A 12653-nucleotide genomic window follows, 5' to 3' on the forward strand; every position below is an offset into this window, starting at 1 on the left:
GTAAAAATTCCATATCTGACTTGCTGAGTCAGATTTTCAGCTACACTGAACAAACCAATGTGACACTATGGAGGTCTGTGATGCGTCAATATATCCGCCACCCCATCACTGTACCCTTGCAGTACCAGTTTGCTGATGATTCCGGCGGCCTGGCCTCCCGCACCAGCAATATCAGTAATGGTGGGCTGTGTATTAATACCGAAGAGCCTTTGCCTCCGGGAAAACATTTAAAAATCTGCATTCATATCGGCGACCTGCCCTTTGAAGTGGATGCACAAGTAGTATGGTGCAACACATGTCCACTTGGTTTTGAAAGTGGGGTGTGCTTTCAGAATACAGAGGATGCATATGCTGCGCGAATGGTTGAACAAATCTGCTATATCGAGCAGTATCGTCAGCGAATTCGGGAGCAAGAACAAAGGGAGCTCACCCAGGAACAGGCCGCTGAAGAATGGATCGAACGGCATGCAGCGGAATTCCCATCCTGGGATCACTGATCAGCCACAGATTCATCTCTTCGTCGTTACCGAAAACTTTTAAAAAAAGTATATTGATACATAGTGTTGTCGTGCATCTTTGTGTTCAATCACGCGTCAAATTGACGGAATACGGCAGAGCCTGATGACACGACAGGCAGGCGCTCACAAAATTGAATACATTGTGAGTAAATTTCTTTCACAGGACTTGGCTTTTAGCGTCTCTCAGGAGATATTTAGTTCTTTAATATCGGATAACAGGTGTTTAAACATGTCAGATATTGCGTCAAAACTCACGCAGGTTCGCGAGCAAATGGAGAAACTAGGGTTGGATGCCCTAATTGTCCCTCGTGCTGATGAGTATCTCGGCGAGTATATTCCAGCTTATAACGAACGTCTGCGCTGGATCAGCGATTTCACCGGATCTGCTGGCATGGTTATTGTTCTCAAGGATCGTGCAGCTATTTTTGTGGACGGTCGTTATACCGTTCAGGTTCGTCAGCAAGTTAATGAAAACCTGTTTGATATTTTTCATCTTATCAAAGACCCACAGCCTGAGTGGCTAAGCCAACAACTGAAGGCTGGTGCAAAAGTAGGGTTTGATTCCAGAACAGTCACACCCGCCTGGTACGAGCAATGCTCCGAAACACTTGCCGATGCTAATATTCAGTTACTTGACACCGAAGTCAATCTGATTGACCTGTGCTGGCATGATCGCCCCAAACCGATCGTCAACAAGGCCTTGTTGCTGGACAAAGCGTTTACCGGCATGGCCAGTACTGACAAACGTGACAAAATTGCGCAATTGATCAGAGACAAGCAAGCGGATGCTGCACTGATCTTTGCAGCCGACTCATGTAACTGGCTGCTTAACATCCGCGGTCGGGATATTCCGTCACTGCCAATTATTCTGGGCATTGCGGTATTACACAGTAATGGCAATATGGTATTTCACTGCAATATCAACAAACTGCCCGCAGGTATTGAACAACACGTTGGTATTGGCGTCACTTTTAAAGAAGAAAGTGAACTGAGCGACACCCTGAACCTTCTGGCAGGCAAACAGGTTATTGTCGATACCGATACAGCCAATGCCTGGTGTATGTTAAAACTCCGGCAGGTGGGAGCGCGAATCATTGAATCCGCTGACCCGGTCATTGAACCCAAAGCCTGTAAAAATCGTGTTGAAATACAGGGATTCAAACAGGCACACATCCGTGATGCCGCAGCCGAAGTCGAGTTTCTCTGCTGGTTGGATAAAATTGTTGCCGAGGGCCAGCGGCCGGACGAAGCAAGCCTGTCAAATTACCTGTTCAATTGCAGGGCCCGGCAGAAATTTTTTGTTGAGGTTAGCTTCGATACCATTTCCGCCGCCGGCAGCAATGCCGCCATGTGTCACTATAACCACGTAGACGGCACACCCGCCAAATTGCCTGATAACGGAATCTATCTGGTCGACAGTGGCGGCCAGTATTTTGATGGTACAACGGATATCACCCGGACAGTGGCCATCGGCGAAGTGACCGAGACAATGAAACGAAATTTTACCCTGGTACTCAAAGGTCATATTGCACTGGATCAGGCCCGTTTCCCGGAGGGCACAACCGGTTCTCAACTCGATGTTCTGGCCAGACAGTATTTATGGCAACAGGGATTGGATTTTGATCATGGCACCGGTCACGGTGTAGGTCATTTCATGAGCGTGCACGAAGGCCCTCAACGTATTAGCCCAAAAGGCAACAATGCCACACTGAAAGAAGGCATGGTAATCAGTAACGAACCAGGCTATTACGAAGACGGCAATTATGGCATCCGTTGTGAGAACCTGATGTTTGTCACCCGGGATGAAGCTATCAGCTCTGATCGCAAACCCTTCTATCGATTTGAAGCACTGACACTGGTCCCTTTTGACTTGCGTCTGGTTAAACGTTCATTGTTGACGGACGTAGAGGCCCTATGGCTGAATAATTATCATCAGCGGGTGTATGACACCATTTCACCGTTGCTGACAGATGAACAGCGTACATGGCTTAAGAACGCCTGCCGCAGCATTTGATACCAGGACACATGGATGTGTCGGATCATTCCGTTGACAGAAAACCAATAGGAACCCTTTGAAAACAAAGGGTTTCATGCGACTTCGACCGGCGTTACCGGAAATCAATCTGAAACATCAGCAACATCCGGCTGATGAGTGGGTTAATAGGATTATTATGCAGTACCAATGGTTTCTTTTTGACATTGACGACACTCTGTACGACCACAGAGGCACTGAAGCCAATGCACTGATCAAAACGTTTGAAGATTTCGGTCTGGAATTCCAGGAAGAGTTCCGTCCTGTCTACCAGCAGATAAACGCCCGCCTGTTCACCCAGATGGAACAAGGGCACATAGATGCAGCCACTGTCCAGGTACAACGATTTAAAGATTTGTTTGCACAGCTGGAACTCGATTTCAAACCTATTTCGCAACTGTCTTCGCACTACCTGGAACAACTGGCACTATGCAGTACCATTCTTCCTGGAGCTCTTGATACCGTCGAACAACTCGCCAAAAACAGCCGGGTAGCACTACTGACCAATGGCTTCACGATTGCGAAACATAAGCAAATCTCTATTTCACCTCTCAAACCCTATATCGAACATCTGTTCATTTCTGAAGAAATCGGCTACGCCAAACCCAGTTGGGAAATATTTGATTATTCATTTGCCAAAATGGGCCGTCCCGAACGATCCAAAGTACTCATGGTAGGTGATTCCCTGCAAACCGATATTCGAGGAGGGAATCGCTATGGCATTGATACCTGCTGGATTAACCGCAACCACCTTGAACGCTCATCTGACATCACACCCACCATTGAAATCGGTGATATAAGCCAACTACCGGCTGCGCTCGATTAAGATTCACTAACCGATGAATCAGGACAGGATACTTGCATTTATTTTAGATTATTCTAATATATAGAAAGTTTAATGTTTCCGGAGGCAGATACATGAGCAAGCATCAAACTCCCCAAAGCACTGCCACCATTCCTGACAGAGACAAGCGTCGGATGATGGTTTCAGCCAATCGCGGTGCTGCCCGGCATCGCGTCAGATATATTGAAACATCAGGCCCTAAAACCGAATGCACTGTATGTGAGATAAGTCGCTCCTGAAAAAGCTTTCCTGTTTGAGGTTGTAACCTTATTGGAGCCAATGGCTCCTTTTTTGACGATGACGCGCTTGCTTTGCTCGTCCGATGCAAGTATTTCAGCGCAATTCCACCCCTTCTGAATAGTTCATAGCAGGCAGAACGCCTTCTGATCTACGCAGAATTTCCTGCTTTTCAATGGTTACCATAATATACAAAGAGGCACCTTTGAGCATATTGCCCGATCATGCGATCGATAAACCAATACATTGATAGCATCATTTTGCAGAACGTATCGTTATTGATTTGCACAATTGACGCCAAATAGCATATTTAGCCCCGAAATAATTACCAAAATCACAAATATTTAGAACCTTTAACTAATACTCATATTTGGTTAGCCAGTAAATGTAAACTCAGATACTATTTTTTCAGAGTCTAGTCAACAAACTGAAATGCCATTTTAAAAATTTATTAAATCATCAATAAATTGACGATTTTTTTTCGCTTTATCATGACAACGGTTTTTTTGACTGTATTTATAAGACTCTGTTCACGATATTCGGTATCGTTTCGTGTTGGAGGTTGTCTAGATCTGTTTCTATGCTATACCGAAAGGTAGCATGGCATAAACTTGGTTAAGCTCTGGACAGTTGGTTGTTACTCTCCTGATTTATTGGATAAGAAAACGGAGAAGAAGCATTATATTTCTGAGGTCACTAAATGCGTCTTTCAAAAGGTTTTACGTTAATTGAGTTACTCGTGACCATAGCCATTATGGCAATACTGATGGCGGTTGCTGTTCCCAGTTTTGTGCAGCAGATACGTGACAATCAGGTCGTTGCAACCACAACCAAGTTGCAAGAGGCCTTGTCTTTTGCGCGCTCGGAAGCGATCAAACGGTCCGCATTTATCACTATCTGCTCATCCACCAATGGCAGCACTTGTCTGACCTCGCCCGACTGGACCAAGGGTTGGTTGGTATTTGTCGACAACGTCAGCAGCGAATCATCAGCATCTGTCAGTGAAGGGACAGCCTTATTATACTGGGACGATATTAATACCAACATGGCAGTCAGTGCCGTTCGCGGCACTTCCCAGTCACTTGGTTTTTTGCGTTTCAACACCATCGGCCTGCTGGCCAAGCTAAGCACCAGCGACACCGATACGCGAACCTTCACAATACAGACCGTTGGCTGCACAACGAGTAAAGCCCGGACGATCACCGTCGGATACGCCGGCGTGATTAACTTCGCCAGCGCCACATGCAGTTAGGTAGTACCATGAGAACAATGCACACCCAAACCGGAACCAGCATGATAGAAGTGTTAGTGACCGTTGTTATTTTATCTGTTTCATTGCTGGCCATGGCTGCCATGCAGACCCAATCCGTCAAACTCAATCAAAGTGCACTGCTGCGATCACAAGCCAATATCATGGCTTACGAAATCATGGATCGTATCCGTATCAACCGTGGAAAAGACAGCACCAACATCGCCGGTTATACCGCTGATTACGATGCCACACCATCCGGAAATACCCTCGCTGTCCAGGACGTCAGTAGCTGGCGCAGCAACCTGGCCAGTACGTTGCCGGCCGGTAAAGGCGCTATCGATTGTGTAGCGGCAACCCGGCTGTGCAAAGTGTCCGTTAAATGGTCTGAAGAGCAGATATTTGGTGCCGCAGCAACCAACAATCCGGATGCAACCACTGAGTTTGTATATCAAACCAATATATAAAAAGAGACAGGCACTATATATGTATGTAGGCATTCGCGACCAACGTGGATTATCCCTGGTAGAACTGATGATAGCTCTGACTCTGGGACTTGTACTCACCGGGGGTGTCATTATGACTTTTGTCTCCACCAAGGGGATGTACACGACACAACAGGGTTTATCTCAAATTCAGGATACCGGCCGGTTGGCTATTGAGTTCCTTGAAAAGGATATTCGTATGGCTGGTTATATGGGCTGTGCTACACGCTCCACCACGATGACGATTACCAATACTCTGAACAATCCTGGCGACTATAAATATGCTTTCCAAACTGCTATTCAGGGTTATACCGCTGCCACACTGCCTACTGGCACATTAACCAAGACACCTGTCGCCAATACCGATATCCTGGTGGTCCGCTCGGCCGGCAGTTCAGGCGTGCAGGTTTCCAAAAATAACGACTCTGCACAAGTATTTGTCACCAATACAGGAACCGAAACCGGCGGCTGTGGTGGCAACAAAAACCGAGTCAGCGGTATTTGTGAAGGAGATATTCTGGTAGTGACGGATTGCTCCAAGGCACGCATTTTCCAAGTCTCGAATATCACTCAAAGCGGTAATGAGGTCAATCTGGTGCACAGCCAGAGTGGTGGTAATTCTCCGGGCAATGCCATATCCAGCTGGGGTGGGAACTCTATCGACCCGGATGAGTCATTCGATGCCGGCTCAGAAGTAATGACTGTAACCACTTCAGTCTACTTTATAGCAACCGGAGCGTCCGGGCGCCCAAGCCTGTGGAAAAGCCAGAATGGCGTTGAGTTTGAACTGTTACCCGGCGTCGAGGATCTGGCCATTACCTATGGTGTTGATACCGACGCTTCACAGGATTTTATTCCCAATAGTTACCAGACCGCCGGCAGCGTCGTGGATTGGAACAGGGTTGTGTCGACTCAGATTTCCCTGCTGATTGCCAGTACAGAAAATAACGTTCTGCCAGAAGCGCAGAGCTATACATTTGATGGCGCTACGGTGAAACCCACAGACAGACGTCTACGCCGGGTATTTTCCAGCACCGTTGGTATTCGCAGTCGACTCAACTAACCGGAGCTCTTTATGCCTTACAGAGATAAACCTGTTGCTGATCATCGCCAACAGGGCGTAGCACTGCTTGTTGGCCTCGTCATGCTGCTGCTGCTCACCATTATCGTGCTGGCCGCCGTTCGCGGTACCGATCTGCAGGAACGCATGGCCGGGAATATGCGCGATAGAAACCTGGCATTTCAGGCCGCCGAAGCCGCGTTGAGAATTGGTGAGGAATCTTTGCAGAAAGATGTTCTGCCGAGCTTTACTGGCAGCACGGTTGGATACTGGCCGGATCTCAATGACGATGGCAACAAAAACACATTAACCGTGGGCAACTGGCCATTTATGTCCGGAGCTTCAGGACCGTATCGTCTACGCCCAGTACTTTGGACAGACGATCAATGGGCCAGTAATAGCGTGCAACTGACGGCCGACACTATTACCGGTGTGAGTGAGCAACCCCGGTTCACCATTGAAAAAATTATCGTCTCCGCACTGGAAGCCAGTCAGGGCGGCGGCATCGACATTGAAAGCACTGAAAAATATGCAGATTACGAGTATTACCGAATTACTGCCCGGGGAGTGGGCATTTCCGGTCAATCGACTGCAGTTGTTCAATCCACTTATATTCCTTAGCAGAGTTTCATAGACCATGAAAGCAACCTCAGCATTTATAAAACTTATGCACCGGGCCATTTCTCCAGCGCTGTGTGGATTGTTTATCTGTATAAACTTCCCATCCGCTGTTGCCGAAGTACCCAGCCAAAACCCATTATTTCTGAGTTCTCCAGTTCGGCCAATCATGATGCTGAACATGTCCAGGGATCATCAACTGTTCTTTAAACTCTATGATGATTACTCCGATATCACCGATGGCAATAGCGACACGGACACCTTGGACGGCATTCCTGACACCACATATGTGAATAACTATAGTTATTACGGTTATTTCGACAGCAACAAGTGTTATGAATACAACAACAACCGTTTTGAACCGAAGTCTTTCACAACAGATCACTACTGCGGCGGCAAATGGAGCGGCAACTTTCTGAACTGGGCGACCATGACGCGTATCGATGCAGTACGGAAAATTCTTTATGGTGGTTACCGTGTGATTGATACTGCCACTGAGACTGTACTGCAACGCTCCTTCCTACCTAATGACGCACACTCATTTGCAAAATACTATGCTGGCAGTGATATTAATCAACTGACGCCATTCCCCAGCAATGCTGACGATTCTGACCCAATGAAAAGAGGGATTACCATTTGTAATACCTCTGATCCAAGTGACCGTACCAAGCCCTCTCAAGAATTAATTGGCAGTAACGACAAACCATTAATGCGGGTAGCCAGCGGTAACTTTTCTTTGTGGGCCAGTAATGAACGCTGGCAATGCCGCTGGGGTACAGGGAATAACGGCAACGACAGTTCCGTAAGTGGAATCAATGCTTATAACTCTGCGCCTAATAAAAACAATAACGGGTTGGGACTTGACGACTATGAGGTTAAGGTAAAAGTCTGCGATGACAGCCTGATCAATAGTACCAACGACGAACAATGCAGCGCTTACAACACATCTACAACAACCCACTATAAACCAACCGGTCTATTGCAAACCTATGGTGAAAATGACTCTATTCATTTTGGTCTGATGACCGGCTCCTACGGTAAAAACAAGTCCGGTGGGGTATTACGCAAAAAAGTCGGCTCTATCATCGATGAAATTAATAGTGACGGGACATTTAAGACACCTTCTGGTGGCGGCATTGTCAACACCATTAACTTGTTGAATATTTACGGCTATAGTTTTCGTGAGAATGGCGAAAATCAACAAGGAGGTAGTTATTTTGATGGCCGAATTACAAATGACGAGTGTTCCTGGGCCAAAACCAGCTTCACTGATGGTACTTGTTCCAACTGGGGTAACCCTCAAGCTGAGATATATCTCGAATCACTTCGATATCTGGCCGGAAAAAACAACCCCAAATATGCCACCGATGATTCCGGAAGAATCAGTGGACTCACCAGCGTCAGTACCTGGGGAGATCCAATTGATACTACGTCCAGTGGTAACTATTGCGCACCATTGAATATCCTGCAGTTCAACACTTCTACCTCTTCGTACGATACTGATGACCTCAGTGCCGCGAGCGCTGATTTCTCTGCCGCTATAGATAATTACACCAACCGGATTGGTTCCGCAGAGGGTATTCACGGAGGCGACTATTTCGTCGGGGAAAATGGTACAAACAATAACCAGTTATGTACTGCAAAAACAATATCCTCATTGTCATCTGTCAGGGGTAGCTGTCCTGAAGCACCTCGTCTTGAAGGGGGTTATGATCTTTCAGGACTAGCGTTTTTTGCCCGTAAAGAAGGGATTGATCGTTATCGTGAAAAAGTCAAAACATTCGGTGTTGCACTGGCACCGGCAGTACCTAAAATAGAGGTCAATGTACCAGGCACAGAAGGTAAAAAGACAGTTACCATTGTACCTGCCTGTCGAAATACCAGCTTGAATCCTAACGCTAACTGCGCCATCGTTGACTTCAAGGTAGTTTCTCAAACCACCTCCGATACCGAGGCCAGTGGTAAGGTATATATTAACTGGGAAGATAGTGAACAGGGCGGTGACTACGATCAGGACATGTGGGGTGTTCTGGAGTACAGTATCAGCAGTAGCAAAGCAGAAATCACAACCGATGTCGCTGCCGAATCCACTGGAGATAGAATGGGATTTGGTTACATTATCAGCGGCACCACCTCAGATGGTTTTCATGTTCATTCCGGCATTGAAGGGTTCACCTATGACCAATGCACAAACTGCGAGTATGATGACGGTCCCTCTACCAAAGAATATGATATCGGTACCTCAAGTGGCGAAATTTTAAAACCAGCCCTATATTACGCGGCCAAATGGGGTGGTTTTGAAGATGATGATATGACCGACAGCGAAATTGCATCATCTACGCCAGCTAATTATTTTTATGCCACTGAAGCCCGCAAGCTGAAAGACTCTCTGGAGTCCGCATTTACTCAAGTTGCATCAACCATAGGTTCAGTAGCAACGGCAGCCACCAACTCATCAAGGCTCACTGGTAGTTCCTACGTTTACCAGGCGCGTTTCAACAGTGATGACTGGAGCGGCCAATTACTGGCATATCCAATTGATGAGGATGGTAATGTTGATGTGACCGGTAACGCTGCCTGGGATACCGATACCACCCTGACGAACCTGTCCAATCGTAAAATCTACACTTATGACGGTACTGCTACTGCCCGCTCGGTACGTCAACTTAACAAGGCCAATTGGGATAATAATAATCTGCCAGACCTTAAAGCTGCGCTGACAAAAGCCTCGGACACAGATACCAACCTGGCCTTTAAGCGTTTTGAATGGCTACAGGGTACCGATGACCCAACCTTACGGCCACGGGACAACGTTCTGGGTGATATTGTCAATTCTGACCCGGCATTTGCCGGCAGTGCGTCTCAACACTATAACACCTTACCAGCAGCCTATGGCTCTGCCAGCTACAATGCTTATGTCGATCACAAAGGAGATCGGAATCCCGTCATTTTTGTGGGTGCCAACGACGGTATGTTGCATGCGTTCAATGCCAATACCGGTGCGGAGATATTTGCCTATGTACCCCGGGCGGTATTTCCTAAACTCGCGACGCTGAGCGATACCGATTATAACCACCAGTATCTTGTGGATGGGCCGCTCTATGTAGGAGATGCTTATCTTAATAACACATGGCGTACGGTACTGATCGGCGGATTCGGCGCCGGAGCGAAAGGCTTTTTTGCACTGGATGTGACCGAAGTTCTGGATGATAACACTAAAGTTCCAGAGGTCATTTTTGATGTCAGCGCCAATGATACCGATATTGCCTATAAAGATGGCCTGGGTTTTGTCCAAAACCGGCCAATCATAGTTCCCACGGCAGACGGTAACTGGACTGCCATCTTTGCCAATGGCACCAATAGCACCAATGGCACGGCTCGACTGATTACTATCAATCTTGAAGATGAAACAGATTACCAATCGATTGACACAGAGGCGAGCATCACAGGTGCAGACGATAACGGTTTGACCGGTACATCAATACTACCAAACGGTTATGGTATTGCAGCTTATGTTTATGGCGGCGACATCATGGGCAATATGTGGAAGTTTGATTTAAGTGCCAGCAGTTCCAATAGCTGGAAAGTTGCCTATAAATCCGGCTCTAAGCTTGAACCGCTAATCAAAGTCATTGATGAAGATGGCAAAGCTCAACCCATTACGGCAACCCCCACTCTTGGACTTAACAGTCTGCGCAAGAACACCACCGGCAGTCAGGACGTAGATTCTATTATGGTCTATTTTGGTACCGGTAAATACTATTCCAATTCCGATGTTAGTGTAGATGACGTGCAAAGCATCTATGCCATTGTTGATGACGGTAACAGTATTGACCTGACCAAGGCCAACCGCAGCACGCTGCTACACAAAAAGGAAATTACCTCTGAAACGTCAGGCAAAAGAGTCATCAGTGGCGACAGAGACAATGATGACGGAACCACCGCCGTAGATTGGGAGAATCAGTCTGGATGGTTCCTGGACTTAGAATCACCTGCTGCTGATGTCGATCCCGAAGGCGAACGTGTTCTGACCAAGCCTGTACTGCTCTATGATCGTGTGATTATAACGACCTTTACCCCATCGGATAATCAATGTGATTATGGTGGTACCGGCTGGCTTATGGAACTGGTTGGCGTCGGCGGTTTATACGATAAAGACTATTCCGTCCTGAATGAGGATGCCAATACCAAACTGGAAAATGCTATCCTGAGCGACCTGGTACCTGTGGTCGATAAAGAAACCATTTATCTGCTCGCCAGTGACCTTGGTGATACGGATGGCAATGGCAAACCATCAATCTCAACGTTTGTCGGTAGTGGCGTGAGTGGTTCCAAGGGACGTATATCCTGGCGGCAGATTAAGTAGAGAGATTTATGAAACAGAAATTTTCCGGTTTTACGTTAATTGAAATTATGGTCGTCATTGCCATCATCAGCATTCTGGCAGCGGTTGCTTATCCGAGCTATATGTCCCAGGTTCGAAAGAGCAATCGCAGTGATGCCAAAGTGGTATTGAGCAATGTCGCCCAACAACTACAACGTTGTTTTACCGCCGTTGGTACTTATAAGCCTGCTGCAGCAGGCACATGCTCTGTGGTGGATAGTATTACCGGATCCGGTGTCGTTTCTGGAGAAGGTTATTATGTCGTCAAAGTGGCAAACGCCGATCTGACCGCCACCAGTTACCTGTTAAAAGCAACTCCTGTTGCCGGAAAAGTGCAGGCAAATGATAAAGAATGCGCGGTATTCAGTCTGACCCAGACCGGAGTCAGAGGTGCCAAAAACGACGGTGGCACAGATACCAGCAGTACCTGTTGGTAAATTAACATTTGTGCCGTTTTAGCGGACAAAGAGCTATAAAAGGAAGAGTTACCAGAGTGCATTCAGCACTCTGGTAACGATATAACAGAAAGGATTATTTTTGCCCGTAATAGGCATTTTTGCCGTGTTTACGCAGATAATGCTTGTCCAGCAGAGTCTGATTCACACTGCTCACCTGCGGGTTAAGCATCATCGTATGTAATGCCATTTTAGCAACCTCCTCCACGACCACCGCATTGTGTACGGCATTGTGAGGGTCTTTTCCCCAGGCAAACGGAGCATGCTCACGGACCAGAATGCCGGGCACTTCCATCGGATCACCATCAGCAATGGTTTCTATAATCACATGACCGGTCTCAAGCTCGTAGGCTCCATTGATCTCTTCGTCTGTCAGCGCCCGGGCGCACGGAATTTCACCGTAGAAATAATCCGCATGCGTGGTTCCCAGTGCCGGAATACCTCGGCCAGCCTGCGCCCACGCAGTGGCAAATGAAGAGTGGGTATGTACGATGCCCTTAATCTGCGGATACCGCTTATACAGCACCGCATGAGTCGGGGTATCGGAGGAAGGTCGCAAATCCCCTTCAACCACGTTGCCTTCAAGATCGACGATGACCATTTTTTCCGGAGTTAACTGGTCATATTCGACCCCACTGGGTTTGATGGCAATCAGTCCTGAAGCCTCATCAAAACCACTGACATTGCCCCAGGTAAACGTCACCAGCCCGTGCGTTACCAATTCTTTATTGGCGGCACAGACCTGTTCTCGCAATTCTGCTAACAACATAA

Annotated in this window: 11 protein-coding genes; 10 read left to right on the forward strand and 1 reads right to left on the reverse strand. The window is 47.2% G+C overall.

The window, feature by feature from the left end; genetic code table 11:
• The first annotated feature begins 80 nt into the window (after positions 1–80).
• The 10 genes from YC6258_RS01485 to YC6258_RS01525 all read left to right on the forward strand — a co-directional run bounded on the left by YC6258_RS01485 (position 81) and on the right by YC6258_RS01525 (position 11864).
• A complete protein-coding gene (locus YC6258_RS01485) occupies positions 81–497 on the forward strand; it encodes a PilZ domain-containing protein (RefSeq protein ID WP_052829988.1) in 417 nt (138 codons plus the stop codon).
• Between the two features lie 250 nt (positions 498–747).
• On the forward strand, positions 748–2532 hold the full coding sequence (locus YC6258_RS01490) for an aminopeptidase P family protein (protein WP_044615477.1): 1785 nt from the start codon (positions 748–750) through the stop codon (positions 2530–2532).
• A gap of 76 nt (positions 2533–2608) precedes the next feature.
• Positions 2609–3376 (forward strand): YjjG family noncanonical pyrimidine nucleotidase, encoded by a 768-nt coding sequence (locus tag YC6258_RS01495; RefSeq protein ID WP_082070511.1) that lies wholly within the window; start codon positions 2609–2611, stop codon positions 3374–3376.
• Between the two features lie 92 nt (positions 3377–3468).
• A complete protein-coding gene (locus tag YC6258_RS30070; protein WP_169748913.1) occupies positions 3469–3633 on the forward strand; it encodes a hypothetical protein in 165 nt (54 codons plus the stop codon).
• A 698-nt stretch (positions 3634–4331) separates the two neighbouring features.
• On the forward strand, positions 4332–4883 hold the full coding sequence (locus YC6258_RS26890) for a GspH/FimT family pseudopilin (protein ID WP_052829989.1): 552 nt from the start codon (positions 4332–4334) through the stop codon (positions 4881–4883).
• An 8-nt stretch (positions 4884–4891) separates the two neighbouring features.
• Positions 4892–5347, forward strand: a complete 456-nt coding sequence (pilV, locus tag YC6258_RS01505) for a type IV pilus modification protein PilV (RefSeq protein ID WP_044615478.1) — start codon at positions 4892–4894, stop codon at positions 5345–5347.
• A gap of 19 nt (positions 5348–5366) precedes the next feature.
• Positions 5367–6428, forward strand: coding sequence for a PilW family protein (locus YC6258_RS01510; RefSeq protein ID WP_044615479.1), 1062 nt, complete (start codon positions 5367–5369; stop codon positions 6426–6428).
• A 12-nt stretch (positions 6429–6440) separates the two neighbouring features.
• The gene (locus YC6258_RS30075; protein ID WP_044615480.1) at positions 6441–7046 is read left to right on the forward strand and encodes a pilus assembly PilX family protein; all 606 of its coding nucleotides are present in this window, start codon (positions 6441–6443) and stop codon (positions 7044–7046) included.
• A 16-nt stretch (positions 7047–7062) separates the two neighbouring features.
• Positions 7063–11409: a pilus assembly protein gene (locus YC6258_RS01520; RefSeq protein ID WP_082070514.1), complete on the forward strand. Its 4347-nt coding sequence runs from the start codon at positions 7063–7065 to the stop codon at positions 11407–11409.
• 8 nt (positions 11410–11417) lie between these two features.
• A complete protein-coding gene (locus YC6258_RS01525; protein ID WP_044615482.1) occupies positions 11418–11864 on the forward strand; it encodes a type IV pilin protein in 447 nt (148 codons plus the stop codon).
• A gap of 94 nt (positions 11865–11958) precedes the next feature.
• On the opposite strand, the gene YC6258_RS01530 is transcribed toward YC6258_RS01525, so the two are convergent.
• A complete protein-coding gene (locus tag YC6258_RS01530; RefSeq protein ID WP_211264607.1) occupies positions 11959–12651 on the reverse strand; it encodes an L-ribulose-5-phosphate 4-epimerase in 693 nt (230 codons plus the stop codon).
• Positions 12652–12653: the final 2 nt, after the last annotated feature.

The organism is Gynuella sunshinyii YC6258 (assembly GCF_000940805.1).
GTDB classification, from domain to species: domain Bacteria; phylum Pseudomonadota; class Gammaproteobacteria; order Pseudomonadales; family Natronospirillaceae; genus Gynuella; species Gynuella sunshinyii.

Bases quoted from the DNA above. Each gene is read 5' to 3' on its own strand.
- YC6258_RS01510 (WP_044615479.1), top strand. From the start codon at position 5,367: ATGTATGTAGGCATTCGCGACCAACGTGGATTATCCCTGGTAGAACTG.
- pilV (WP_044615478.1), top strand. From the start codon at position 4,892: ATGAGAACAATGCACACCCAAACCGGAACCAGCATGATAGAAGTGTTA.
- YC6258_RS30075 (WP_044615480.1), top strand. From the start codon at position 6,441: ATGCCTTACAGAGATAAACCTGTTGCTGATCATCGCCAACAGGGCGTA.
- YC6258_RS01495 (WP_082070511.1), top strand. From the start codon at position 2,609: ATGCGACTTCGACCGGCGTTACCGGAAATCAATCTGAAACATCAGCAA.
- YC6258_RS01530 (WP_211264607.1), bottom strand. From the start codon at position 12,651: ATGTTGTTAGCAGAATTGCGAGAACAGGTCTGTGCCGCCAATAAAGAA.
- YC6258_RS01485 (WP_052829988.1), top strand. From the start codon at position 81: ATGCGTCAATATATCCGCCACCCCATCACTGTACCCTTGCAGTACCAG.
- YC6258_RS30070 (WP_169748913.1), top strand. From the start codon at position 3,469: ATGAGCAAGCATCAAACTCCCCAAAGCACTGCCACCATTCCTGACAGA.
- YC6258_RS01525 (WP_044615482.1), top strand. From the start codon at position 11,418: ATGAAACAGAAATTTTCCGGTTTTACGTTAATTGAAATTATGGTCGTC.
- YC6258_RS26890 (WP_052829989.1), top strand. From the start codon at position 4,332: ATGCGTCTTTCAAAAGGTTTTACGTTAATTGAGTTACTCGTGACCATA.
- YC6258_RS01490 (WP_044615477.1), top strand. From the start codon at position 748: ATGTCAGATATTGCGTCAAAACTCACGCAGGTTCGCGAGCAAATGGAG.
- YC6258_RS01520 (WP_082070514.1), top strand. From the start codon at position 7,063: ATGAAAGCAACCTCAGCATTTATAAAACTTATGCACCGGGCCATTTCT.